The organism is Streptomyces sp. NPDC025618 (genome assembly GCF_055558795.1).
Genome location: NZ_JBVHLW010000007.1, coordinates 130,862 through 154,237, shown reverse-complemented (window position 1 = coordinate 154,237; position 23,376 = coordinate 130,862). Strand labels below are relative to the sequence as shown.

21 protein-coding genes are annotated in these 23,376 nt (G+C 72.6%); 8 read left to right on the top strand and 13 right to left on the bottom strand.

The genetic code is table 11. From position 1 onward, the window contains the following. Positions 1-64: 64 nt before the first annotated feature. The gene (locus ACZ4A5_RS09805) at positions 65-691 is read right to left on the bottom strand and encodes a rhomboid-like protein (RefSeq protein WP_467580540.1); all 627 of its coding nucleotides are present in this window, start codon (positions 689-691) and stop codon (positions 65-67) included. 175 nt (positions 692-866) lie between these two features. On the opposite strand from ACZ4A5_RS09805, the gene ACZ4A5_RS09800 reads away from it, so the two are divergent. Beyond that, positions 867-1,571: a lipoprotein gene (locus tag ACZ4A5_RS09800; protein ID WP_467580537.1), complete on the top strand. Its 705-nt coding sequence runs from the start codon at positions 867-869 to the stop codon at positions 1,569-1,571. A 28-nt stretch (positions 1,572-1,599) separates the two neighbouring features. On the opposite strand, the gene map is transcribed toward ACZ4A5_RS09800, so the two are convergent. Then, positions 1,600-2,367, bottom strand: a complete 768-nt coding sequence (gene map, locus ACZ4A5_RS09795) for a type I methionyl aminopeptidase (protein WP_467580534.1) — start codon at positions 2,365-2,367, stop codon at positions 1,600-1,602. Between the two features lie 61 nt (positions 2,368-2,428). Here map and ACZ4A5_RS09790 point away from each other — a divergent pair, with 61 nt between their 5' ends. After that, entirely contained in the window at positions 2,429-2,713 is a 285-nt protein-coding gene (locus ACZ4A5_RS09790) for a helix-turn-helix domain-containing protein (RefSeq protein ID WP_398868278.1), read from the top strand. A gap of 104 nt (positions 2,714-2,817) precedes the next feature. On the opposite strand, the gene ACZ4A5_RS09785 is transcribed toward ACZ4A5_RS09790, so the two are convergent. Together ACZ4A5_RS09785 and ACZ4A5_RS09780 are read right to left on the bottom strand one after the other, a co-directional pair. After that, entirely contained in the window at positions 2,818-4,512 is a 1,695-nt protein-coding gene (locus tag ACZ4A5_RS09785; protein ID WP_467580530.1) for an FAD-binding oxidoreductase, read from the bottom strand. A gap of 732 nt (positions 4,513-5,244) precedes the next feature. After that, positions 5,245-6,723 (bottom strand): alpha/beta hydrolase, encoded by a 1,479-nt coding sequence (locus ACZ4A5_RS09780; protein ID WP_467580528.1) that lies wholly within the window; start codon positions 6,721-6,723, stop codon positions 5,245-5,247. A gap of 180 nt (positions 6,724-6,903) precedes the next feature. Between ACZ4A5_RS09780 and ACZ4A5_RS09775 the strand changes: the two genes are divergently transcribed. Further along, positions 6,904-8,337, top strand: coding sequence for an amidase (locus ACZ4A5_RS09775; protein ID WP_467580525.1), 1,434 nt, complete (start codon positions 6,904-6,906; stop codon positions 8,335-8,337). 350 nt (positions 8,338-8,687) lie between these two features. Here ACZ4A5_RS09775 and ACZ4A5_RS09770 read toward each other — a convergent pair whose 3' ends face one another. From ACZ4A5_RS09770 to ACZ4A5_RS09760, 3 genes are all read right to left on the bottom strand, one after another. After that, the gene (locus tag ACZ4A5_RS09770) at positions 8,688-9,632 is read right to left on the bottom strand and encodes an NAD(P)-dependent oxidoreductase (RefSeq protein ID WP_467580523.1); all 945 of its coding nucleotides are present in this window, start codon (positions 9,630-9,632) and stop codon (positions 8,688-8,690) included. A 47-nt stretch (positions 9,633-9,679) separates the two neighbouring features. Next, positions 9,680-10,453 (bottom strand): class I SAM-dependent methyltransferase, encoded by a 774-nt coding sequence (locus ACZ4A5_RS09765; protein WP_467580520.1) that lies wholly within the window; start codon positions 10,451-10,453, stop codon positions 9,680-9,682. Positions 10,454-10,604: 151 nt separating this feature from the next. Beyond that, a complete protein-coding gene (locus ACZ4A5_RS09760) occupies positions 10,605-11,450 on the bottom strand; it encodes a helix-turn-helix transcriptional regulator (protein WP_467580517.1) in 846 nt (281 codons plus the stop codon). Positions 11,451-11,618: 168 nt separating this feature from the next. On the opposite strand from ACZ4A5_RS09760, the gene ACZ4A5_RS09755 reads away from it, so the two are divergent. Next, a complete protein-coding gene (locus ACZ4A5_RS09755; protein ID WP_467580514.1) occupies positions 11,619-13,070 on the top strand; it encodes an MFS transporter in 1,452 nt (483 codons plus the stop codon). Between the two features lie 70 nt (positions 13,071-13,140). Here ACZ4A5_RS09755 and ACZ4A5_RS09750 read toward each other — a convergent pair whose 3' ends face one another. After that, positions 13,141-13,842 (bottom strand): FadR/GntR family transcriptional regulator, encoded by a 702-nt coding sequence (locus ACZ4A5_RS09750; protein WP_467580511.1) that lies wholly within the window; start codon positions 13,840-13,842, stop codon positions 13,141-13,143. Between the two features lie 137 nt (positions 13,843-13,979). Between ACZ4A5_RS09750 and ACZ4A5_RS09745 the strand changes: the two genes are divergently transcribed. The 3 genes from ACZ4A5_RS09745 to ACZ4A5_RS09735 all read left to right on the top strand — a co-directional run bounded on the left by ACZ4A5_RS09745 (position 13,980) and on the right by ACZ4A5_RS09735 (position 16,525). Next, complete coding sequence (locus ACZ4A5_RS09745; RefSeq protein ID WP_366005678.1) at positions 13,980-14,492, top strand: gluconokinase; 513 nt, start codon at positions 13,980-13,982, stop codon at positions 14,490-14,492. Between the two features lie 43 nt (positions 14,493-14,535). Then, positions 14,536-15,933: a GntT/GntP/DsdX family permease gene (locus ACZ4A5_RS09740; protein ID WP_467580508.1), complete on the top strand. Its 1,398-nt coding sequence runs from the start codon at positions 14,536-14,538 to the stop codon at positions 15,931-15,933. A gap of 82 nt (positions 15,934-16,015) precedes the next feature. Continuing rightward, positions 16,016-16,525, top strand: coding sequence for a hypothetical protein (locus ACZ4A5_RS09735; protein ID WP_467580505.1), 510 nt, complete (start codon positions 16,016-16,018; stop codon positions 16,523-16,525). Between the two features lie 102 nt (positions 16,526-16,627). On the opposite strand, the gene ACZ4A5_RS09730 is transcribed toward ACZ4A5_RS09735, so the two are convergent. Continuing rightward, positions 16,628-17,314: a ribonuclease H family protein gene (locus ACZ4A5_RS09730; protein ID WP_467580502.1), complete on the bottom strand. Its 687-nt coding sequence runs from the start codon at positions 17,312-17,314 to the stop codon at positions 16,628-16,630. A gap of 246 nt (positions 17,315-17,560) precedes the next feature. Beyond that, complete coding sequence (locus ACZ4A5_RS09725) at positions 17,561-19,135, bottom strand: FAD-dependent monooxygenase (protein WP_467580499.1); 1,575 nt, start codon at positions 19,133-19,135, stop codon at positions 17,561-17,563. 83 nt (positions 19,136-19,218) lie between these two features. Between ACZ4A5_RS09725 and ACZ4A5_RS09720 the strand changes: the two genes are divergently transcribed. Next, positions 19,219-19,908 (top strand): TetR/AcrR family transcriptional regulator C-terminal domain-containing protein, encoded by a 690-nt coding sequence (locus tag ACZ4A5_RS09720; protein ID WP_467580496.1) that lies wholly within the window; start codon positions 19,219-19,221, stop codon positions 19,906-19,908. Here the strand turns inward: ACZ4A5_RS09720 and ACZ4A5_RS09715 are convergent. Genes ACZ4A5_RS09715 through ACZ4A5_RS09705 form a run of 3 tightly spaced genes read right to left on the bottom strand, consistent with a single transcriptional unit; the run spans position 19,849 to position 23,359 of the window. Then, the gene (locus ACZ4A5_RS09715; RefSeq protein WP_467580494.1) at positions 19,849-21,015 is read right to left on the bottom strand and encodes an acyltransferase family protein; all 1,167 of its coding nucleotides are present in this window, start codon (positions 21,013-21,015) and stop codon (positions 19,849-19,851) included. The two genes, ACZ4A5_RS09720 and ACZ4A5_RS09715, sit on opposite strands and share 60 nt — an antisense overlap. Continuing rightward, the gene (locus ACZ4A5_RS09710; RefSeq protein WP_467580492.1) at positions 21,012-22,382 is read right to left on the bottom strand and encodes a polysialyltransferase family glycosyltransferase; all 1,371 of its coding nucleotides are present in this window, start codon (positions 22,380-22,382) and stop codon (positions 21,012-21,014) included. Before ACZ4A5_RS09710 ends, ACZ4A5_RS09715 begins: the two co-directional genes overlap by 4 nt. Then, positions 22,382-23,359: a glycosyltransferase family 2 protein gene (locus ACZ4A5_RS09705; protein ID WP_467580489.1), complete on the bottom strand. Its 978-nt coding sequence runs from the start codon at positions 23,357-23,359 to the stop codon at positions 22,382-22,384. The genes ACZ4A5_RS09710 and ACZ4A5_RS09705 overlap by 1 nt, the downstream gene beginning before the upstream one ends. Positions 23,360-23,376: the final 17 nt, after the last annotated feature.

Genomic DNA, 23,376 nt, shown 5'->3' with positions numbered 1-23,376 from the left:
GTGGGAGTCCTTGCTATGGAGCTTGTGGCGCAAGGGGTGTGGGGGGAACGCCGGTCAGATGATGTCATATCGGGACACTCTCCGGCGTTCGCCCGGTCGCGCTCCGGGCCCGGTCCCGCAACCAGCGGGTGCGTGCGCCGAGTACACCGAGGCCGAGGGCCACCAGGTGGCCGGCGTCGGCCAGTTCATGGTTGATCACCCAGGCGACGGTGAGCAGCGCGGTGAGGGCCGGCAGTCCGTACCGGCGGGCCCGGCGGCCGCCCAGGGCGAGCAGGCAGGAAGCGGTCGCGACCAGCCCGTAGCTGATGCCGACATCACGCGCCCTGGCCAGGACGCCCGGCAGGTGCGCGAGGTGCATCAGCCACATCGCGCCCTCGGTCAGCAGGGTCGCCACGAGGTGGCCCACCAGGAACACCCCGAACCCGCGCAGCGTCCCCCACCGCCACTCCGCCAGCCCGAGCACGACGGCCACGGCGGCGATCCCGAGCAGCACGGGCACTCCGTCGACCACCAGCCCGCTGGTGAACAGCGTCCACCACTTGCCGACTTCGAGGTGGTGGATGTTGCTGCTGTTGTGCCGGATGAACCGGGCCTGTTCGCGCCCCGACTGGCTCGACATCCATGTGGCGGTGGCGAGCAGCACGGCGACGTACGCGTGAGTGGCGGGCAGCCGCCGTATGGCTTGCCCCATGGTGTTCCCGGCCATCCACTTCACCCCGTACGCCTGCTCCGGACCGGGGAACTGTAGTCCAGGAGGCTGTCGCGGCGCGGTAAGGAGGGGTCTGGCCTGGGAAAACGGTTTGGGGGTGGTGCGCCTGTGGGGCTAGGTTTGGGCGGTTCGTTCGATTCGTGGGGTAAAGGGATTCATGCGCAAGATCATGGGGGGTGCGGTGACCGCCGCGCTCACGGTCGCGGTGCTCAGCGGCTGCTCGTCGGCGGACTCGTCGGCGGAGGACAAGGAGAACGGCAAGAAGAGCGAGGCGGCGGCCGCGCCCTCCTCCTCCGCTCCTTCCGCTTCGAAGTCCGCCGGGAGTTCCGCCCCGAAGGCGAAGGACTCCGGCGAGTGGAAGAAGGCCGACACGAGGATCGGCAACGCCGGGTCGGCCTGTGAGCTCCCGGTGTCGTTCATGGCGACGAAGGGGTGGAAGCCGTCGTGCCTCTCCCGCGAGGACGGCGAACTGCTCGGCAAGTTCTCGGGCCACAAGACCTTCAGGGGCGCCCTCGAACTCGATGCGAAGACGGCGGGCAACATCGGCTTCATCCGCGTGTGGACCGCGGACGCCATGAGCGGCAAGACGCCCCGCCAGGTCCTGGAGGCGTTCATGGCCGAGGAGAAGAAGGTCAAGGAGCAGGAGTACACCGAGATCAAGGCCGGTGAACTGCCCGCGGCCGAGGTCGTCTACAAGGTCGACAGCATCCTCGCGGACGAGCCCAAGCGGGAGAGCGCCTTCGCGGTGACGACCCCGAAGGGCGTCATGGTCGTCCACCTCGGCGGCTTCGACAGCCAGGAGCACCAGGAGATGCTGCCGGCGTACGAGACGGCGAAGAAGACGATGACGGTGGCGGGCTAGCGCCGGCCCCGGGCGTCGGCCGTGCCCGTCACGGCAGCGTCAGGACGCGCGGGCCCTCGTCCGTGATGGCGACCGTGTGCTCGATGTGGGCCGCGCGGCTGCCGTCCGTCGTGAGGAGGGTCCAGCCGTCGTCGCCCGTGCGGTAGCTGTCGCGGCCGCCCGCCATGAGCATGGGCTCTATCGCCAGGACCAGGCCGTGGCGGAGGGGGTAGCCGCGGCCGGGGCGGCCGCGGTTGGGGACCGGGGGGTCCTCGTGCATCGCGCGGCCGATGCCGTGGCCGCCGAAGTCGGCGGGCATGCCGCAGCGGGCCGCCCGGGCGACACTGCCGATGGCGTGCGCGATGTCGCCCATGCGGTTGCCCGGGACGGCGGCGGCTATGCCGGCGTCGAGGGCGCGCTGGGTGGCGTCGATCAGTTCGAGGTCACCGGGGCGGGGCGTGCCGACGGTGAAGGTGATCGCGGCGTCGCCCGTCCACCCGTCGAGCCGCGCGCCGCAGTCGATGCTGACCAGGTCGCCGTCCCGCAGGCGGTAGTCCGTGGGGACGCCGTGCACGACCGCGTCGTTCACCGACGTGCAGATCACCGCCGGGAAGGGGGTGGGCGCGAACGACGGCCGGTAGCCGAGGAAGGGCGAGTCCGCCCCGGCTTCGCGCAGGACCTCGCGGGCCGCTTCGTCCAGCTCGTGCAGCGACACTCCGACGCCCGCCGCCTTCCGCACGGCGGCCAGCGCGTGCGCCACGACGCGCCCCGCTTCGCGCATCGCGTCCAGCGCCTCGTCGGTCTTGATCTCCACCATGTCCGTGCGACTCCTCGATCCAGGGAACCGTTATTTCTATACCGGTATTAGTATCACGGTCATGGTGAGGACTCCTTTGACCCCGTGGGAACGCGAACGCGGCGAACGCTTCGGCGCGCTCCTGCGCCGTACGCGTGGCGACCGCAGCATGGTGGAGATCGCCGCGGCGGCGGGCGTCTCCGCGGAAACCCTCCGCAAGATCGAAACGGGCCGCGCGCCGACACCGGCCTTCTTCACGGTGGTGGCGCTGGCGGCGGCGCTCGACGTCTCCCTGGACGAACTGGCGGCGGCGTCCGTCCCGCCGGCGTCGGAGGAGGGATGGGAGGGGGAGGCGCTTTCGGCTTGAGGGGCGGCCGAGTTGGCCTTCGGCGGATTGTCGGTGGCTGGTGGCAGACTCCGTCGGTATGGGCGACCAGGTGTGTTTGCGAGAGGTCCAGTGCCGGGGCCGGTTCAGGTGGGTGGTTCGACGGACAGCGCGTGGTGGAACACGTTTCGCGGGTCCCATTGCGCCTTCACGCGTCGCAGGCGCGCGTAATTGCCCTTGTAGTAGAGCTCGTGCCACGGCACCCCGGATCTGTTCCAGGCGGGGTCGGCCAGATCGGTATCGGGGTAGTTGATGTACGAGCCGTCGCTGACGGCGTCCGGGACCGGCACGCCGCCGGTCGCGGCGTAGACATCGCGGTAGAGGCCGCGGACCCAGGCGAGGTTGGCCGCGTCCGCGGACTCGTCGGTCCAGATCGTCTGGAACACCGCCTTCATGACCGCGTCCCGCTGGGCGACCGCGGTGGCGTCCGGGGCCACCGCGCCGACCTGGCCGCCGTAGCCGACGAGGAGCATGCCGCCGCGGGGCATGGGTGCCTCGGTGTTCAAATGGCGGTAGATGGTAGCCAGTTGGGTGTCCGTGAAGGAGCGGCGCAGGTAGGCGGCCTTGATCTTGTAGCGGCGGCTGAGGATGTCGCCGGGTTCGCCGGTGCCGGGCCAGGTGGTGGCGTGGAGCCACGGCATGGTGCGCCGGGCGTCGATGCCGGGCTTGAGACCGGTGCCCGCGGTGACGGCGGTGACGAAGTCGGTCACGAGGCGGTCGGCGCCCGGAAGACCGGCGTCGGTCTGTACGGCCATGAGGCAGTGACCCGCGCTGCGGTGCATGGGCAGGAGGATCCCGTAGAGGCCGGCGTAGGGGGAGCCGGGCGCGCTGTTGCGCTCGTGCCAGGTGCCGAAGTTGCGCAGCAGCGTGGTGAACGCCTTCTCGGTCATCCGGCTGTCCCATGGCCAGCCGATCAGATGCTCCAGCTGCTCGCGCGGGGCGGGTGGCAGCAGCCGGGTGGGGTCGGTGCTTCCGGTGCCTCTGGCGCCTTCGGCTCCGGAAGAGCGGAGCCAGTAGCGAGTGACGACACCGAAGTTGCCGCCGCCACCGCCGGTGTGGGCCCACCAGAGATCGCGGTGGGGGTCGTCCCGCTCGCGGGTGGCGACGACGGCGCGCGCGGTGCCGTCGCGGTCGACCACGACCACCTCCACGCCGTGGATGTGGTCGACGACGGAGCCGTACCGCCGTGACAGCGGCCCGTACCCGCCCCCGGCGAAGTGCCCGCCGGCGCCGACCTCCGGACAGCCGCCGGCGGGGACGGTCACGCCCCAGCCCTTGAAGAGGGTGCGGTAGACGTGCCCGAGGGTCGCGCCGGGCTGTACGGCGAAGGCGCCGTGCCGCTCGTCGAACCCGACGGCGTCCATGGGCGAGAGGTCGAGCAGCATCCGCACCGCCGGGTCGGCGGTGAAGTTCTCGAAGCAGTGGCCACCGCTGCGGACGGCTACCCGCCGCCCGGACCGGACGGCGTCCCGCACCGCGCGCACCACCTGCGAAGTCGATCCGCAGACGCGGATCTCGTCCGGGTGGCCGACGAAACGGAAGTTGTTGCCGCGCAGGAGGCTGACGTACCGGGTGTCGCCGGGCCGTACGGTCACCGGTCCGAAGGCTGTTGCCTCCGGCGGGGCCGCTACGGTTTCGGCCGCGGCTCCCGGCTGGGCCGCCGCCGGTTCGGCCGCGGCGTTAGTGCCTCCGAGCGGTCCGGCCAGCCCGGCGGCTGCCACGGCTCCCGCTCTGGTGAGCAGCTCGCGCCGTCCTAGTGGGTGGTGCTTCGGTGGGTTCATCTCGCCGTCTCCTTCCCTCGGTGGTCCTTTGGGGGCAACTGCGTTTGCTTTGAAGGCTGTTGCTCACGCTACGCCGGTCGTGTCGGCGGAGATCGTCCTCAGGGAGGAGGAGGGGGCCTGGTTTTCTTCCGGGGGGTGGGGGCGGATCCCGGAAGGGTGGCGCCTGCGGCGGGCTTTTTCCCGTCCCTCCCCCTCCCGCCCCGGCCTTCGGCGTGCGGGTTTCGTTGCCGCCTGCGGCGGGAGCGGCCTGCGGCCGCGTCCTCAGACTCCCCCAGCTACCTCCCCCAGACTCCGTCCGGGGGTGCCCCCAGAGGTGCCCCCAACGGGCTGATTGGGAACCCTGAGGCGGATACGTCCCGCACGTGCTCTCCGGTGGGAGGGGGTGGGGCTGGAGGGTGGGGTTCTGGAACGCGGTGCGTTTTCGGGGCACTCAATACGCCTCACGGTGCCCGCACCGCGTTCCAGGTCCTCAGCCCGGAAGGCCCACCCCCGGCACCCACCACAATCAAAGCCTGGCCGGCGCCTGAGGCCGCGCCCGAAGGGCGCTCCCGCCGCAGGCGGCAACGAAACCCGCACCCGGCAACGGCGAACCGCAAGGCGGCGCTCCCGCCGCAGGCGGCAACGAAACCCGCACCCGGCAACGGCGAACCGCAAGGCGGCGCTCCCGCCGCAGGCGGCAGCGGACCCGCACCCGGCAACGGACCCGCACCCAAAAACAACAACCCCCAAAGATCACCCCGCCCGGCAGAACACATCCCCCGCCCGATCCCCCCGCACCAAAAACGACGTCACCGCCGCATCCCCACACGCATTCCCCCCACCCAGATAAACCCCATGCCCGCCCCCGTCAACCGTCACCATCCGAGCCCTCCCGCCGAAGGCGGCCCGCATTTTCAGGGCGCCGGAATACGGCGTGGCGGGGTCCCGCAGGTTCTGGATCAGCAACACATTGGACGGACCGTCCGAGGTGATACGGGTCGGCTTCTCGGCAGGAGCGGTCTTCCAGAAGGAGCACGGCGTGATCCCCGCCGGCATGCCCGCCGTGAGGGGGTGGCGGGCGCGGTCCGAAGCGACGGATCGGGCGTAGGCGGCCACCGAACGAGGCCAGTCGCCGACGTCGTTGCAGATGACACCGACGGCGACGGCGGCGTCGGCCTGGGAGAGGGGCGCGGGCATCGGGTCGGGGACGGTGAGAGGGCCGTCGCCGGTGCGGGCGGCGCGGATGAGGTCGGCGAGGCCCTGGAACCGCGCGTCGGATTCGAGGCTGAGCTGCATGACCTGCCGCAGCAGATTGCCGGTCAGTTCATGCTGCGTGTCCGCGAACCGACGCGGCGCGCGGTCGAGTCGGCCGGCCAGCGCAAGGAACATCGGCCGTACGTCCGAAGCCTTCTCGGCCAGCCGGTCCGCGCCGCGCGCGGGATCGGCCGCCCAGGCGGCGAAGTCGGGGAAGCGGTCGTCGACCCCGACCGACATGTTCGCGAGCCAGCCGCGCGCCACGCGCGAAGGGTCGGGGTCGTCGTTGCTGTCGAGCACCCAACGATCGGTGCGCTGGGGGTACTTCTGCGCATAGACGGCCCCTACGTACGTACCGTACGAGACACCCCAGGCCGACAGCTTCTCCTCGCCCAGGGCCTGGCGGAAGCGGTCGATGTCGCGGACCTCATTGGCGGTGGAGAGGCCGCGTACGAACGCGCCGCCGTTGCGGGCGCACGCGTCGGCGATCCGGCGGGCGCGGGCCGCGGTGGCGCTGATGTCGCCGTCGGGGCCGGGCCAGGGGCGGAGGTTGACGAGCTGCCGGTCGTCCTCGGCGATGCCGCAGTCGGCCCGGGTGCTGCCGCCGGTGCCGCGCGGGTCGAGGCTGACGATGTCGTACGCGCCACGGGTCTCCTCGCGCAGCCGCCGGCCCGTCGCGGCGAGCCGCTGGCGCCCCGAGCCGCCGGGCCCGCCCGCTATCAGCAGCAGGGTTCCGCGCCGGGCCCCCGGGTGGTCGCTGCGCAGGCGGGACACGGCGATGTCGGCGGTCGGGCCGTCGGGGTGGTCGTAGTCCAGCGGCACTTGGAGGGTGGCGCACTCACGGCCGTCCTTCTCCGCGCAGGGCTGCCAGGCGAGCTGCGGGGCCTTCGTGACGGCGTGGGCGGGAGCGGTCAGTGTGGCGGCCAGGGCGGTCGCGGAGAGAGTGATCAGGAGAGCGTTACGGGTTACCTGTCGCATGGGGGAAGCCTGCTGCTCAAGCGGTGTCCTGCCCATCCGGCCAGCCATTCCCCTAAGGGTGGGGACAGCCCCCGGCCGACGACGCCCTTGTGGCGATCCGTGTCCGGTCCACGCAAGAAGGATGCGCGTTCAACTCCCGTGCCAGTAGCTTGTGTTCGAACGGGGGAAGGAGAAAGCGTCATGGAACGAACGCCTTCCGGGCTCGCCGGAACAGCTCGTGCGCTGGCCGCGGGGGACGTCACCTCCCGCGCGCTCGTGGAGGAGGCCCTGCGGCGGATCGAGGAGACACAGCCCAGGCTGAACGCCTTCCGGCGATTACGGACCGACGCCGCGCTGGCCGAGGCAGACGCCGCGGACCGGCGGCTGGCGGCTGGGGAGCGGGCCCCGCTGCTGGGCGTGCCGCTGGCGGTGAAGGACGACATGGACGTGGCCGGGCTGCCGACCGCGTTCGGCTGCGCGGGCCCCTTCCCGCCGCGGGCCGCGGACAGCGAGGCCGTCCGCCGGCTGCGCGCGGCGGGCGCGGTGATCGTGGGCAAGACGAACACCCCTGAGCTGGGTCAGTTCCCTCTCACGGAGGGCCGTGCCTTCGGCGCCACCCGCAACCCGTGGAACACGCGCCACACGCCCGGCGGTTCGTCCGGCGGGGCCGCGGCGGCCGTCGCCGCGGGCCTGGTCCCGGCCGCGCTGGGCTCGGACGGCGCCGGATCCCTGCGCATCCCCGCGGCCTGGACGCACCTGATCGGCATCAAGCCGCAGCGCGGCCGGGTCTCGACCTGGCCGGAACCGGAGGCGTTCCACGGCATCACCAGCCACGGCCCGCTGGCCCGTACGGTCGCGGACGCGGCGCTCCTGCTGCACGTGGTGAGCGGCTCGCACCGCGGTGACCTGCACCGGCCGCCCTCCGTCGGGCTGCTCGCGGCGGCGGGGCGGGAGCCGCGGCGGCTGCGGATCGCGCTGTCCTTCCGGCCCGCGTACGCGGTGGCCCGGCAGCGGCTCGACCCGGCCGTGCGGGAGGCCACCCTGCGGGTCGCCGGGCGGCTGGCGGCGCTGGGGCACGACGTGGTCGAGGAGGATCCCCGCTACGGGCTGGTCGGGCTGAGCTTCGTGCCGCGTTCGATGGCCGGGATCCGCGACTGGGCGAAGCGGGCGCCGGACCGGGCGCTGCTCGATCCCCGTACGCACGTGAACGCGCGGAACGGGCTGCTGCTCGGCGGCCCCCTCCTGCGGGCCGCGCGGGCGGCGGAGGGGCCGCTGGGCCGCCGGATCGGCGAGATCTTCGGGCGCTTCGACGTGGTCCTGACGCCGACGACGGCCGTGCCGCCGCCACGGATCGGCGCGCTGGACGGCCTCTCCAGCCGGGACACGGACGCGCGGACGATCGCGGCGTGCCCGTACGCGTGGCCGTGGAACGTCCTGGGGTGGCCGGGGGTGAGCGTCCCGGCGGGGTTCACGCCCGACGGCCTGCCGCTGGGCGCGCAGCTGCTCGGCCCGGCGTCCGGCGAACCGCTGCTGATCTCACTGGCCGCACAACTGGAGGCGGACCAGCGGTGGTTCGAGCGATGGCCCACGGAGGCCGCGCCGGCGCTCCGCGAGGTGGGACAGCGGGCGTCCTGAAGCGGGCCTTTCCGGACGGCGGGGGCGAGGGCCGCTGAGGCCGTTGCTCCTGCTCAGGGGGTCCCTGCCCCCGCTGGGGTGGCGCGAGGCCCTTGCCCCGGCGGGGAGCGGCGTGAGACCCCTGCCCCGCCGGGGTGGGTGGTGCGAGGGCCCTGCCCCGGCGGGAGCGGCGCTGAGGCTCTTGCCCCCGCCGGGGGTGGCGTCAGCCTTCGTCCCCGCCGGGTCCGGCACGAGGCCCTTGTTTCCGCCGGGGGCGGCGTGAGGCCCCTGCCCCGACCGGAAAGTGGCCCGGAACCCCTGTCCTCGCCGAGCGCAGTGCGAGAGCCTCCCCGCCCCGTAGCCACGCGCGGTCAGACGACCCGTCGGACCGGGCCCTCCCCGCGGTCGGCCGACGTGGCGAACGCGATCGCCTCGGTCAGGAAGCGTCCGACGGCGTCGTCGGTCATCCACGCCATGTGCGGGGTGACCAGCGCGTCCGGGTGGTCGCGCAGGAGGTCGTCAGCGGGCAGTGGCTCGATGTCGAAGACGTCGAGCGCCACCCCGCCCAGGAGCCCGTCGGCGAGGCGCCGGCGCAGCTCGGTCATGTCGATCAGTGCCGCGCGTGCGGTGTTGACCAGCAGCGTGCGGGGGCCGAGCAGGGCGAGCCGGCGCGCGTCGATGATCTCCCGGTTCCGCGGTGTGGCCCGCAGGTGCAGGCTCACCGCGTCCGCGCTGCCCAGCAGGGTGTCGAGGGGCATGCGGTCGACCCCGGCCGCGCGGGCGGTGGCCTCGTCCAGGGAGGGTGACCAGGCGGCGACGCGCATGCCGATGCCCTGCGCCAGGCGGGCCACCCGGGAGCCGATGCGGCCCCAGCCGACGATGCCCAGCGACTGCCCGGCCAGATCCCGCCCGCCCGCCGGGTGCCAGCCCCGCGCGGAGCCCACGGCCGTCGGCACCCGGTGGGCCAGCGCGAGCAGCATGGTCAGCGTGAACTCGGCCACGGAGTCGGCGGCGAGGCCCGGCGTCTCGTAGACCGCGATCCCGGCGGACCGGGCCGCCTCGGTGTCGACCGCCCGGCCGACCGGCCCGGCGACCACGACCTCCCGGGGCCGCTCCGCCAGGAGCACCTCGGTGTCCAGCGGCCGGCCGCCGAAGAAATGCACGACGGTACGGGCTCCGCGGATGCGCTCGGCGAGCTGCGACGGAGTGGTGCACGGATCGGTGAAGATCTCGATCGCCTCGCTGCCGGGGCAGCGGCGGACGATCCCGGCCAGTTGCGGATACCCCTGGCACTCGGGCATCACGAGGCGTCCCACAGGTGTTCCCTCCCCCTCCCCGTACGCGTACGGTGCCGCGCGGCGGATCAGCGTGTCGCGAGGCGGACGCGGCAGGTCCACCACCACGTCGACCGGTCGGTCATCCGGCGCCCGGCGACCTCCCGCAGCCGGGTGAGGCCCAGGGCGTCCTCGTCGACACCCTGCTCGCGGAGGGCGGGGATGCCGCCCTGGCTCGCCGCGAAGTCGACGAAGCGGTCGGCGCCGCCGGTCTCCTTCATGTGCAGGCACACCTCGTTGACGTGCCGGAAGAGGCCGCTGTCGCGCAGCCGCCCGAGGTGCCCGCTCTTGGCGAGGAAGGTGGGGCGCAGGCCGCGCTCCTTCTCCAGCGCGGTGTGGGTCGCCTCGAACGCGCGGTAGGCGGCGTCGACCTCGGGGTCGACGGCGGGCGGCCAGTCGAAGTCGAAGGCGGCCAGCACCGCGCCGGGCCGCATGACGCGGGCGATTTCCGGGAAGGCGCGGGCGGGGTCGAACCAGTGCAGGGCGTGGCTCACGGTCACGATGTCCGCGCAGGCGTCCGGCAGCCCGGTCGCCTCGCCGGTGCCCTCGACGACCTTGATGCCGCGCCGGGCTGCGATGGCCCGCATCTCGGCCGACGGCTCCACCCCGGTCACCTGGGCCTCGGGCCAGATGGTGGACGACAGACCGGTGCCGCAGCCGAGGTCGACCACCGACGGGTTCTCGGTGCCGGACCACTGCCGCAGCAGCTCCGCCAGCTCCGTCGGCGGCTTCGGCCGGACCCGGTCATAGAATTCCGCGAACTTGCTGAAACGCTCCGCAGATTCAGGAATTGAATTCGTCATGAAAATGACGCTAACACGGTCGGCATGTGACGCCGGCGTGACAAGGCGCATAGTCAAAAGTCCGTCAACTGACGCATGAATGTGGCTGGTTGAGGAACCTCCCGGGATATTGACGGCCGGTTATCCGGATAACTCGATAAACCCCGTACGGTCAGGCCGACAGGCGCAGCATGGCCTCGTGATCGGGCGTGCCCGGCGGGGCCTGGTAGACGATGAGCCGCTGGCCGTCGCTGCGCGCCACGTCGAAGGCTTCGTACGTGAGCGTCATCAGCCCCACCTCCGGATGGCGGTGCACCTTGCGCCCGTTGGTGCGGGTATGGACGTCGTAGCGCTGCCACAGGGCGGCGAATTCGGGGCTCCGCGCCGTGAGTTCGTCGATCACCCCGGCGATGTCCGGCGCGCCCGGGTGCACGACGACCGCGGCGCGCAGGTGGGCGACGAGGCCGTGGGCCACGTCGTCCCAATTCGCGTACAGCTCACGGGCGGTGGGGTGCAGAAAGGCGTAGCGCGCGGTGTTGCGCTCGGGCTCGGGCCAGTCCTCGATGCCGGGAAAGAGCCGGAGCCCGGGCCGGTTGGCGACCAGCAGATCGCTCGCGCGGCTGAGCACGCAGGCCGGGTAGGGGTGGGCGATGCCGGGCATGCGGCGCACGTCGTCGCGGACCGTGCGGTGCGCCCCGCCCGGCCGGTCCCCGGGTGCCGCCGTGCGGCGCCGGCTCAGCGCCGTGAGGTGGCGCCGCTCGTCCTCGGTGAGGTCGAGGACCCGGGCGATGGCCTCCAGGACGGCGGGGCTGGGCCGTTGCTGCTTGCCCTGCTCCAGGCGCCGGTAGTACTCGATGCTGACGCCCGCGAGGATCGCGACCTCCTCGCGCCGCAGCCCGACGGTGCGGCGGCGCCCCGCCGACGGGGGCAGACCCGCCTGCTGCGGGGTGATCCGGCTCCGCCGGCTCCGCAGGAAATCGCCCAGTCCGGTTGTGGTCCCCTCCGGCGCATGACCCATAAATGCATTATGCATTGACCGGGGTGGGGAAAGGGGGCCCTGCCAGGGCCCCCTCGGCCGGGCCTCCCCGCCGCCGTGCTCCGGCGGCAAGCTGGGCGCACCGCGGTGATCCGCGGACCCGGAACCGACGGGGCGCGAGGCCCCCGGAGAGAGGACGGTGGACAGACCGTGTCCACTCAGGCTGAACTCACCCGCAGAGGACGGATTCTCGTCCTGGCGGTCTGCTGCACGAGCGTGTTCATCGGCAACCTCAACAACACGGTGCTCAATGTGGCACTGCCCGCGATGCAGCGCGATCTGCACAGCTCGCTGTCCGGCTTGCAGTGGACCACCGACGCCTATCTCATCGTGCTGGCCGCGCTGTTGATGCTCGCCGGATCCGCGGGCGACCGGCTCGGGCGCCGCCGCGTCTTCCAGAGTGGCCTGGCCCTCTTCACCCTCGGCTCGCTGCTCTGCGGACTGGCGCCCGGCCTGGACTGGCTCATCGGCTTCCGGATCCTCCAGGCGGTCGGCGCCTCGATGCTCAACCCGGTGGCCATGTCCATCCTCACCAACACCTTCACCGAACCGCGCGAGCGCGCCAAGGCGATCGGCGTGTGGGGCGCGGTGCTGGGCGTGGCGATGGCACTGGGCCCGCTGGTGGGCGGGGCGCTCGTCCAGGGCGTCGGCTGGCGGTCGATCTTCTGGATCAACCTGCCGATCGGCCTCGCCGCGTTGATCTGCGCCGCGCGCTACGTCCCCGAGTCGCGGGCACCCCGGCCCCGCCGCGTGGACCCCGTCGGGCAGCTCCTGGTCATGGTGCTGCTGGGCAGCCTGACGTACGCCATCATCCAGGGCCCGGGCACCGGCTGGACCGCGCCGCCCACCCTCGCCTGCGCGATCGCCGCGCCGGTCGCGCTCATCGCGCTCATCGCCTACGAGCGGCGGCGCGTCGAACCCCTCGTGGAACTGCGGGTCTTCCGCAGCGCCGCGTTCAGCGGGGCGAGCGTCATGGCGATGTGCTCGTTCTTCGTGCTCGGCGGCTTCCTCTTCCTCAACACGCTCTATCTGCAGAACAACCGGGGCATGTCCGCCCTGCACGCCGGCCTCTACATGCTGCCCATGGCCGTCATGAACATCGTCACCTCGCCGCTCTCCGGACGGCTGACCGCCGGCCGCGGCCCCCGGATGCCGCTGCTGCTCGCCGGCGCCGCCGTCACCGCGGGCGGCGCGCTGCTCGCCGCGGGCGCCGCGTTCACGACGGACGGGCTGCTCTTCACCGCGTACGTCCTGATCGGCATCGGCGCCGGTCTTTCCAACACGCCCATCACCAACGCCGCCATGGCCGGCATGCCGAAGGAGCAGGCGGGGGTGGCCGCGGCGATCGTCTCCACCGCCCGCCAGTTCGGCCAGGCGCTGGGCGTCGCGGTGCTCGGCGCGGTGCTCACCACCGGGCTGCGCGGCGGCGCCACGGGCTACACGCGGGCGGTGCGCCCGGGGTACTGGATCGTCACCGCCTGCGGCGTGGCCATCCTCGTCCTGGCCTGGCTCACCACGCGCCGCGCGGCGCCGCGGGCCGCGGCCGCCCCGGCGACGGCGGAGCGGCCGGTGCCCGTGGGGGTCCCGGAGCCCCGGCACTGACCGCCGGGACCGCGGCCGAAGGTCCGGCGGAGGCGATCGCCTCCGCCGGACCTCTTGTGTCCGTGGGGTGTCACGGAGCCAGGATGTCCAGCTCCGCCATCGCGCCCGCCGTGATCTCACGGGTGAGGGCCTCGGCGCGGACCGGGTCGTGTTCGCGTACCGCCTCCGCGACGCGTACGTGCAGGGTCACCGCCGCGGGGTCGGGGTCGGTGAACATCACCTCGTGCCGGGTGCGGCCGGTGAGGACCTCGGCGACGACGTCTCCGAGGCGCGCGAACATCTCGTTGCCCGAGGAGCGCAGGATCACGCGGTGGAAGGCGATGTCGTGCACCAGATAGCGGTCGAGCTGCTGGCCGCGTGAGGTGGCGACCATGCCCAGGGCGTGCTCGGTGAGTTCGGCGCACTGCGCCGGGGTGGCCTGGCGGGCGGCGAGACCGGCGGCCACGGGCTCCACGGCGGAGCGCAGCACGGTGAGCGAGCGGAGCTGGCGCGGCCGGTCGGCGCCGGCGAGCCGCCAGCGGATGACCCGCGGGTCGTAGACGTTCCACTCCTCGGCGGGGAGCACGGTCACGCCGACGCGGCGCCGCGAGGTGACCAGCCGCATGGACTCCAGGACGCGGACCGCCTCGCGGATGACCGTGCGCGAGACCTCGAACCGCTCCTCCAGCTCGTCGGTCCGCAGGACCGTGCCCGGTGCGTACTCGCCTGCCGTGATCGCGGGCCCGAGGGATTCCAGCACGCGCGCGTGCAGCCCCTGCCCCTGGTTCTCCATGGGGTCAGCCTACGGTTTACGAGGACCGGCAATTAAGTATGACTTTTAGGTCACAGGGGCTTGAATACGTCGTACCAATAAGTTTGAGTGGGCGCGTCGCCGATGGCGTCGAGGTCGACGAAGACAGCGAGGTAGCGATGCAGGCCCCCCACGCCCCCCACGTCGTGGCCGTCATGGGAGTGTCCGGCACGGGCAAGACCACGATCGGTCCCCTGGTGGCGGACGCCCTCGGCGTCCCCTACGCGGAGGGTGACGACTTCCACCCGGCCGCCAACATCGCCAAGATGTCCTCCGGCGTCCCGCTGGACGACGCCGACCGCGCCCCCTGGCTGGACGCCGTCGGAGCCTGGGCGCACAGCCGCGCCGGGCTGGGCGGGGTCGTCAGCTGCTCCGCGCTCAAGCGGGCCTACCGGGACCGGCTGCGCGCGGCGGCCCCCGGCATCGTCTTCCTCCACCTCAGCGGTGACCGCGCGCTGATCGCCGGGCGGATGGCCGCCCGCAAGGGCCACTTCATGACGGGCCGGCTCCTGGACTCGCAGTTCGCGGCCCTGGAACCGCTCGAAGCGGACGAGGCAGGCGTCGTCGTGGACGTCGAGCCCGCGCCCGAGGCCGTCGCCGAGCGCGCGACCGCCGCACTGCGGCGGCTGTGACCCCTCCCATTCCCCAGGCTCCACCCACCCTTTAGGAAGCCCCGTGAGCACTCTCAGCGTCGAGATGCTGGCCGCGGCCCCCGCCGGACCGATCACTTCGGCGGGTCACGCACAGCTCGGGATCGCCGTAGTCGTCGGCATCGCCGTCATCGTCCTCCTCATCACCCGCCTGAAGCTGCACGCCTTTCTGGCCCTGACCATCGGCTCGCTGCTGCTCGGCGCCGCCGCGGGCGCCCCGCTGGACAAGGTCATCACCAGCTTCACCAGCGGGCTCGGCGCGACCGTCGCGGGCGTCGGCGTGCTCATCGCGCTCGGCGCCATCCTGGGCAAGCTGCTCGCCGACTCCGGCGGCGCCGATCAGATCGTGGACACCATCCTGGCGCGGTCCGGAAACCGGGCGATGCCCTGGGCGATGGTGCTGATCGCGGGCATCATCGGGCTGCCGCTCTTCTTCGAGGTCGGGATCGTGCTGCTGATCCCGGTGGTGCTGCTGGTCGCCAAGCGCGGCAACTTCTCCCTCATGCGCATCGGCATCCCCGCGCTGGCCGGGCTGTCCGTGATGCACGGCCTGGTGCCGCCGCACCCCGGGCCGCTCGCCGCGATCGACGCCATCGGCGCCAACCTCGGCGTGACCCTGGCCTTCGGCGTGCTCGTCGCCGTGCCGACCGCCGTGATCGCGGGGCCGCTCTTCTCCCGCGTTGCCGCCCGCTGGGTGGACATCGCCCCGCCCGAGAAGCTGATCCCGCAGCGCCCCTCGGAGGAGCTGGAACGCCGCCCCGGCTTCGCCGCCACCGTCGGCACGGTCATGCTGCCCGTCGTGCTGATGCTCGCCAAGGCACTCGTCGACATCGTCGTCGACGACCCCAAGGACCACGTCCAGCGCGTCACCGACGTCATAGGCTCGCCGCTGATCGCCCTGCTGGCCGCCGTGCTCGTGGGCCTGTTCACCCTCGGTCGCGCCGCCGGCTTCGGCCGGGACCGGCTGGCCACGACCGTCGAGAAGTCGCTGGTCCCGATCGCCGGCATCCTGCTGATCGTCGGCGCGGGCGGCGGCTTCAAGCAGACCCTGATCGACGTCGGCGTCGGCCGCATGATCCTCGACATCTCCCAGGACTGGTCCGTCCCCGCGCTCCTGCTGGCCTGGCTGATCGCGGTCGGCATCCGCCTCGCGACGGGCTCGGCGACCGTGGCCACCATCTCCGCCGCGGGCCTGGTCACCCCGCTCGCCGCCGACATGAGCACCACCCACGCGGCCCTCCTGGTCCTGGCCGTCGGCGCGGGCTCGCTCTTCTTCAGCCATGTGAACGACGCGGGCTTCTGGATGGTGAAGGAGTACTTCGGCATGGACGTCGGCCAGACGATCAAGACGTGGTCCCTGATGGAGACGGTGATCTCGGTGGTGTCGCTGGCCTTCGTGCTGCTGCTGTCGTTGGTGGTGTAGGGAACCGCCGGGGAGTTCTCTCCGTGGCGGGTGGTGGGTACCCGCCACGGAGGGGCCGGTAACCGAGGCATAAGCTCCGATCATGAACGGGGAAGAAGCGCTCCGGCGGCGCGTCCGCATCTGGCTGGTCGTCTTTATCGTCGGCCTCGTATTGAGCGGACTGACGGCCTTTCCACTGGTCACCGAGATCCGCTGGCTCGACGAGGTGTTGCGGTCCGACGGCTCACCGGTGCCCGGCAACCTTCCGGGGCTGGTCGAGTGGGTGGGCAGGGCCCGCGAGGGCCTGGAGGCCACCGACGCGAAGTATCCCTTCGTGCTGTACGGCACGGACTGGCTGGCCTTCGCCCACCTGGTCATCGCGATCGCCTTCTACGGCCCGTACCGCGATCCCGTCCGCAATATCTGGATCATCGAATTCGGGATGATCGCCTGTGCCGCCATCGTCCCGCTCGCGCTGATCTGCGGGGCCATCCGGGGAATTCCCCCCTACTGGCAGCTGATCGACATGTCGTTCGGCTTCTTCGGAGTGATTCCACTGCTGATCGTCCGCCGCATGATCAAGCGCCTGGAGAAGTACGAACTCGCCGCATAGGAATGCCCGCCGGTGAGGCCGGGCCGTGCGAGGCCCGGCCTCACGGGAAGCCGGGCGGAAGCCGGTGGGCCGTGACCGGAAGCGGTCACAAATGGTCGCCCTTCAGACGCGGCAGCCCGGATGCCCCCAGCCGTTCTCCAGCTTGGTGATGGATTCCCCCGCCGCGTAGGACGTCCCGCACAGGCAACGCCCGGGGAACTTCGCCTTGATGGTGCGCGCCGCGCCCCCGGCTCCGGACGCCGGCTTCGCCCCGGCGGCCCGCTTCTTCGCCGGGCGCGCCGGGGTGGCGCGGGCCGGTGCCGGCACGGGCATCTCCGCGTCGCCCAGCGCCGTACCGGCGGGCCGCTGGGTGCCGGCGGCGTCGCTGGCGGCCTGGTCCGCGATGGCGTTGAGGTGATCGCCGTCCTCGCGGTGCGCCGGGACGTAGCGGAACTCCACATCCCGGCCGGTCAGCAACTCGTCGATCCGCTCGACCAGTTCACGGTTGGCGACCGGCTTGCCTCCCGAGGTCTTCCAGCCGTTGCGCTTCCAGCCGGGCAGCCACTGGGTCACCGCCTTCATGGCGTACTGGGAATCCATGCGGACCTCCAGCGGCGTGGCGGGCGGGACGGTCTCCAGGAGGTCCTTCAGGGCGGTCAGCTCCGCCACGTTGTTGGTGGCGGTGCCCAGCGGCCCGGCGGCCCAGCTCTCGGGCCTCCCTCGCGGATCGGCGATGACCCAGGCCCAGGCGGCCGGCCCGGGGTTCCCCTTCGACGCGCCGTCGCAGGCGGCAATGATGCGGTCAGACATCCTCCGATCATGCCAGTGGACAGCCGGGGTCCGGAAACGAAGCGGTGAGGGGGCGGGGGCGGAGTGCGGGCCCGGCCCTTGAGGTCGGCTCCCGTGGGGCCGGGCGCCGGGGGAGAGGGGCCGGGGGCAGTGACCCGGGGGAGAGAGGCCGAGTCGCCGCGGGCCCTTCGGGCGGGGTCGCGCCCCCGTCCCCGTTCCTCCCGATCCGGGCCTGCGAGAGGGCGGCGCCACCCTCCCGATCCGGCCCTACGAAAGGGCGGCCGGCGTCTCGCGGACCTCCTCGGGCGAGGGGAGCAGCCACTCCACATACTCCCGCACGTCCTCCGGATCGTCCGTCGCCAGGCCGACATAGCCGTCGGGGCGTATCAGGAACAGCCCGGTCCCGTAAGCCGACTTGGCGTGCCCCTCGGTGTCCAGCAGATCCGCCCGCGGGCCTCCGACGCGACAGGTGCGCAGCCACTCGGCGGCCGGGAGCTCCGCGCCCTGCCCGGTGAGGTCCAGCAGGGTGAAGTGCGGGCCCCGGAAGGCGTCGAAGAGCCGGACGGGGGCGCCCGCCCTGTCGTGGCAGGGGGCGTCCGGCGCGCGGTCGCCCGCCTGGAGGCCGCCCTCGGGCACATGGCGGCGCCGCTCCCGGGTGAGGGGGCTCTCGCGGTAGGTGATGGTCAGCTGGCGGGTCTCGGAGCCCCGGCGCGTGAAGCCGGAGCCGGCGGCCCGGTCCGCCGCGTTCTGCCGGGTGGACAGATTCAGCACGCCGGCCGCCACGGGCACCCGCTCGCCGTCGTAGGAGTCGAGCACGGCACCGGGCGCGCCGCGCAGCGCGGCCGCCAGCTTCCAGCCGAGGTTGTACGCGTCCTGCACGCCGGTGTTGAGACCCTGGCCGCCCGACGGGGCGTGGATGTGCGCGGCGTCCCCGGCGAGGAGGACCCGGCCCGTGCGGAACCGCTCCACCATCGCGGCGCTGGCCCGGAACGCGGAGGACCAGCGGACCTCGCCCACCTCCAGCCCGGTCAGGCCGGTGCGCTCGGCGAGGAGCCGGGTCAGGGCCTCGGGCGTGGCGTCGCGCTCGGGGTCCGGCTCGTGGGCGGTGTCGTCGAACGCGGCGATCATCTGGAACGTCTCCACGCCCTCCAGCGGCCGCAGGGCGGTCATCCCGCCGGGCGCCGTGGGCCACATGTGCCAGTGGTCGCGGTCGATCCCCTCCAGCGTGATGTCGGCGAGCAGCACCGGGCGCGCGTCGACGGGGGTGCGGGTGAAGGGCGTGCCCAGCACCCCGCGGACGGTGCTGCGGCCGCCGTCGGTGCCGACCAGATACCGCGCCCGCACGCTCTCGGTGAAGCCGTCGGCGTGCCGCAGCATCGCCGTGACGCCGTGCTCGTCCTGGCTGAATCCGGTGAGCTCGGTGCTGAACTCCACCTGGCCGCCCAGCGCTTCGAGCCGGGCGTAGAGCAGCTCGACCGTGCGCCACTGGGGGAGCATGCGGAGCTCGGGATACGGCACGGCGGGCGTGGGCTCGGCCCGCTCGACCAGATCCCAGGTGCGGACGCGCTCGGTGCCCTCCCAGGTCTGCACCGGCGGGCACGGCCCGGCCTCCGTCAGATATCCGGGCATGAGGCCCAGGTCGTCGAACACCTCCAGCGTGCGCGGCTGGATGCCCGCGCCCCGCGAGCCCGGGAAGCCGCGCTCCGAGCGCTCCACGATCCGGTGGCGGACGCCCCGGCGGGAGAGGTCGGCGGCGAGAACGAGGCCCGTCGGGCCCGCACCGGAGATCAGCACCTCGGTGTCCACGGGCGGTTGAGCGGTCGGGGTTGCGGAAGCGGCCATGACGGTGTCCATGAGGACCCCCCTTAACAACGTTAAATTCGCTCTGCCCCCAGGATGAACTGAACAGCGTTAAGGTGTCAAGGGTGGCAACCCGAATCGACCGCGCCCTCGTCGCGCGCACCGCGCTGGACCTGCTCAACGAGGTGGGCCTGGAGGGCCTCACCCTGCGCAGGATCGCCAAGGAGCTCAACGTCCAGGCCCCGGCGCTCTATTGGCACTTCAAGAACAAGCAGGAGCTGCTCGACGAGGTGGCCACGGAGATGTTCCGCCGCATGGCCGCGCCCCTCGCCGCCGCGGAGGGCGACACCTGGCAGGAGCGGATGGCCGCCGCCACCCGCGAGCTGCGCCGCTTCCTGCTCTCCTACCGCGACGGCGCCAAGGTCTTCAGCGGCACCCGCCTCACCGACATCAGCTACGCCACCCCGCTGGAAAGCCTGCTGCGCGACTGCGTGGAGGCCGGGTTCACCCCGCGCGCGGCGGCCCGTGGCTGGTTCACGGTCATCACCTACACCGTCGGCTACGTGATAGAGGAGCAGTCCGTCCACCCCGCGCCGACGGGCGAGCGCGACCCCGCCTACGACCTGGAGGCGCGCGCCCGGCGCCTGGTGGGATATCCGCTGGCCGACGAGGCCGGACGGGAGTTCTTCGGCGACCTCGAAGCGGGCTACGAGGACGGGCTGCGCGCGATCATCGCGGGCGTGGAGGCCACCCTGCTACGGAGCGGCCGGACCGCCGCCCCCGGGGAGGCCCTTGGCGGTCACGCGCAGCAGTGACGTCCGCAGCGCGGGCGTGAACCGCCGCTCCACGCAGCGGTTCAGCAGCCAGGCCAGCGCCAGCATCAGCGCGATCGTCAGCGCGAACGTCCCGTACGCCGGAACGCCCAGCTTCCGGTGCAGCACCCCGATCGCCACCCACCCCAGGTGCTCGTGCACCAGATAGAAGGGGTAGGTCAGCGCGCCCGCCACGGACAGCCAGCGCCAGTTCGCCCAGTGCGCCTTGCCGAGCGCGATCAGCGCGACGGCCGCGTACCCCAGGGCGAGCACGGCGATGATGGCGTACGCCGAGCGGTAGGAGAAATAGTGCGGGTTCGGCGGGTGCCACAGGCCCGCCACCGCGTAGTGCTGGCCGATCAGGAAGCTCACCCCGACGATGCCCCAGGCCAGCGCGTCATGGCCGTAACGGTGGATCAGATAGAGGCCGATGCCGCCGATGAAGAACGACGAGTACTCCGGCATGACCACCACCCGCAGCAGCTCCACGTGCGACGCGGTCGTCACCACCGTCGCCAGCGTCCACACCGCGCAGAACAGCACGACCCGGCGGCGCGTCGCCCCCGGCAGCACCACGAACAGCGCGAACAGCGCGTAGAACCGCAGCTCCGCCCAGAGCGTCCAGCACACCCCCAGCACCCGCTGCGCGCCCACCGGCTGCTGGAGCATGGTGAGGTTCACCAGGAAGTCGCTCGGCGAGACCGTCCGGTACGCCACCCACGGCAGCGCGAACACCAGCGTCACCAGCGCGATCGCCGCCCAGTAGGCGGGATACAGCCGGGCCACCCGGGAGGCGAAGAACGAGCGCAGCGGGCGGCCCCAGCCGCTCATGCAGATCACGAAGCCACTGATGACGAAGAAGATCTCCACGCCGAGACAGCCGTACGCGAACGCGCCGGACAGCGTGGGGAATTCATGGCGGGGCGAGGAACCCCACGCCCGGCTGACGTCGCCGTCCCGGCCGCCGTAGTGGTACAGCGCCACCATGAGCGCGGCGATCAGCCGCAGCCCGTCCAGCGCCCGCAGCCGGCCGGCCGGCTTCCCGTCGCGCGGGGCGGTCTCGGGAGCGGTGGTCGCCGTGCGCGTCCTGGGCAGGGCCGGAGCCGTCATGCCGTCACCGTGGCCTTCGTCGTCCGTGCGGACTTGCGGGTCAGCCGCCGCTGCACGGCCCGCGCGCGGCGGGCCACCTTCCGTACGGTCGGATTGCGCGGCAGGAAGGCGAGCTGGGAGGGGACCGCGCCCGGCAGGGCGAGGGCGGTGAGGCGCCGCCGCTTGAAATAGCGGCGCGTGCGCGCGTCGAGGTGCGCGGCCAGATACCGCTCGGCCGCCTCCCGCATACCGGGCAGCACCTGCGGCTGCATGGCGAACCCGACGGCCGCCAGCAGCCCCTGTGTCTCCTCGGCCGACGGCCGCCGGTGCGCCGCCCGGTCCTCCAGACCGGGTAGCAGCGCGTCGACGAGCGTCACGGGAACGCGATTGCTGTTCTGGTACGGAGTGAGCCGCTCCAGCAGCAGATCCGTGCCCGTGCGGGCGACCGGCAGCCCGTGGAACGTGCTCGCCGTCAGCAGCGCCGTCGAGAAGCAGCCGACCACCAGCGCCGGCCGGAGCCGCCGGAACAGCACCTCCGCCAGCACCGGGGTCTCCAGCACCGTCAGCCGCACACCGAGGCGCTCCGCCTCCTGCTCCAGCATCCGCGACCAGCGCGCCGGGGCCGAGGGGTGCGGCTTGAACACCAGCTCCCGGTGACCGCGCCCGGCCGCGCCGCGCAGCATGCGCACGTGCAGCCGCTCCTCCTCCTCGGGCGTGAGGATCTCCAGCGCCGACAGATACTGGCCGAGCAGCAGCGCCGCGCCCTGCGGAGCGGTCACGGGCGGTGCGGCGGCCGTGAGTTCGTCCAGCACGGCGCTGAAGGCGGTGGTGAGGACGGTCTCCGACTCGACCCCGAACTCGCTGAGCAGCAGCGGGCGCAGGCCGGGCACCAGGTCCAGGTGGAGGAGCCGGCGGACGCGGGTGCCGAGGAGCGGGTCGAGCTTGCTGCGCGTCGGGCCGTAGCTCATCAGCCCGTCGGCGTAGACCTCCAGCGGGGCGTCCGCGAAGCACAGGGCGAGCGCCTGCGCCGGGCTCACCTGGATCGACTCGACGATCAGCTCCAGATCGTCGTTTCCCAGGCCCCACAGCATCCTCAAGTGCCGCTCCCACAGCGGGGCGTCGTCCGGGCGGGGCGTCCAGCCGGTGGGGTGGAAGGGGCTGATCGCCGCGTTCCACGACAGCACGCCGTCGAAGCGGGCGCGCAGCACCTCGAAGCCCGGCGCCTCGTCCAGCGCCGGGGTGGTCTCCGGGACCGCCGCCGTGTTGGCGACGAGCAGCAGCCTGCGGTCGGCGGGGGAGAAGCACCCGGTGTCCAGGGCGGCGGCGAGCGTCGCGGCCCCGTAGAGGGTCGACGCCAGGAAGATCTGGGTGCGGGGACGGCCGTGCATCAGGCGGAGACCCCCGGGGCTGCGGGACGGCGGCGCAGGCGCCGCAGCCGGACGGCACGGTCGTAATCCATCGAATTCAAGGCGTCCTTGACCAGATCGGGGGGCATGCGCCGGAGCGCGGCCGCGCTTCTCGAACGCAGTGCGCGGGCCACCGCCGGTTCGAAACGCTCGATCGCGCCGAGGTGGTGGGAAATGATGGCGCAATAAGTTCGAACGGCTTTCGGGAGAAAGGCGTCCGCGTCCTTGTCGCGCGCTGTCTCCTCGATTACCTGATCGAATGCGCGCAGGAAATCGAGCTGTCGCACATCGCCGATCTGGGTGAGCGAAGTGGCCACTCCCCGGCGGTAGAAGACGCCCAGCAGCCCGGTCACGGCGAAGGTGCGCGCCTCGCGGTGCAGCCGCCAGATCCACGGGCGGTCCTCGGCGGTGCGCAGGCCGTGCCGGAAGTGCAGCAGCCCCTCGTCCAGCAGCCGCCGGTGGTAGATGCCGGCCCAGGCGTAGGGGTAGTCGACGGACGTCGAGCGGTCGGCGGGCAGGATCGCGCCGCGCGGGTCGAGCACCACTCGGCGCCTGCCGTGCGGCGCGCGCTGCACGGTGCGGACGCGGCCCGTGCACTGGACGTGGTCGGTGCGGACGAAGTCGACCGCCAACTCCTCTATCGTTTGCAGGAGTTGAGGGTAGTAGCCGGGGGCGAGCCAGTCGTCGCCGTCGAGGAAGGTCAGGTACTCGCCGTTCGCCGCGTCCAGCCCGCTGTTGCGGGCCGTGGCCAGGCCGCCGTTCCGCGCGTGCCGCACGACCTTGACGCCGGGCAGGTCGCGCGCGGCGCGGTCCAGGAGTTCCGGGGTGCCGTCGGTCGAGCAGTCGTCCACGAGAATGAATTCGAAATCCTCGCGGGTGTTCGCTTGCAGGCTCCTCAGTGTGTCGGGCGCATAGGTCTGCACATTGAAGAACGGCACGATGACGGAGAGCTTGACCACTCCCGTGACATTAGGCG

What these genes read in the sequence shown, in the direction of transcription:
- ACZ4A5_RS09805 (WP_467580540.1), bottom strand. Translation starts at nt 691, where the DNA reads ATGGGGCAAGCCATACGGCGGCTGCCCGCCACTCACGCGTACGTCGCC.
- ACZ4A5_RS09800 (WP_467580537.1), top strand. Translation starts at nt 867, where the DNA reads ATGCGCAAGATCATGGGGGGTGCGGTGACCGCCGCGCTCACGGTCGCG.
- map (WP_467580534.1), bottom strand. Translation starts at nt 2,367, where the DNA reads ATGGTGGAGATCAAGACCGACGAGGCGCTGGACGCGATGCGCGAAGCG.
- ACZ4A5_RS09790 (WP_398868278.1), top strand. Translation starts at nt 2,429, where the DNA reads ATGGTGAGGACTCCTTTGACCCCGTGGGAACGCGAACGCGGCGAACGC.
- ACZ4A5_RS09785 (WP_467580530.1), bottom strand. Translation starts at nt 4,512, where the DNA reads ATGAACCCACCGAAGCACCACCCACTAGGACGGCGCGAGCTGCTCACC.
- ACZ4A5_RS09780 (WP_467580528.1), bottom strand. Translation starts at nt 6,723, where the DNA reads ATGCGACAGGTAACCCGTAACGCTCTCCTGATCACTCTCTCCGCGACC.
- ACZ4A5_RS09775 (WP_467580525.1), top strand. Translation starts at nt 6,904, where the DNA reads ATGGAACGAACGCCTTCCGGGCTCGCCGGAACAGCTCGTGCGCTGGCC.
- ACZ4A5_RS09765 (WP_467580520.1), bottom strand. Translation starts at nt 10,453, where the DNA reads ATGACGAATTCAATTCCTGAATCTGCGGAGCGTTTCAGCAAGTTCGCG.
- ACZ4A5_RS09760 (WP_467580517.1), bottom strand. Translation starts at nt 11,450, where the DNA reads ATGGGTCATGCGCCGGAGGGGACCACAACCGGACTGGGCGATTTCCTG.
- ACZ4A5_RS09750 (WP_467580511.1), bottom strand. Translation starts at nt 13,842, where the DNA reads ATGGAGAACCAGGGGCAGGGGCTGCACGCGCGCGTGCTGGAATCCCTC.
- ACZ4A5_RS09745 (WP_366005678.1), top strand. Translation starts at nt 13,980, where the DNA reads ATGCAGGCCCCCCACGCCCCCCACGTCGTGGCCGTCATGGGAGTGTCC.
- ACZ4A5_RS09735 (WP_467580505.1), top strand. Translation starts at nt 16,016, where the DNA reads ATGAACGGGGAAGAAGCGCTCCGGCGGCGCGTCCGCATCTGGCTGGTC.
- ACZ4A5_RS09730 (WP_467580502.1), bottom strand. Translation starts at nt 17,314, where the DNA reads ATGTCTGACCGCATCATTGCCGCCTGCGACGGCGCGTCGAAGGGGAAC.
- ACZ4A5_RS09725 (WP_467580499.1), bottom strand. Translation starts at nt 19,135, where the DNA reads ATGGCCGCTTCCGCAACCCCGACCGCTCAACCGCCCGTGGACACCGAG.
- ACZ4A5_RS09715 (WP_467580494.1), bottom strand. Translation starts at nt 21,015, where the DNA reads ATGACGGCTCCGGCCCTGCCCAGGACGCGCACGGCGACCACCGCTCCC.
- ACZ4A5_RS09710 (WP_467580492.1), bottom strand. Translation starts at nt 22,382, where the DNA reads ATGCACGGCCGTCCCCGCACCCAGATCTTCCTGGCGTCGACCCTCTAC.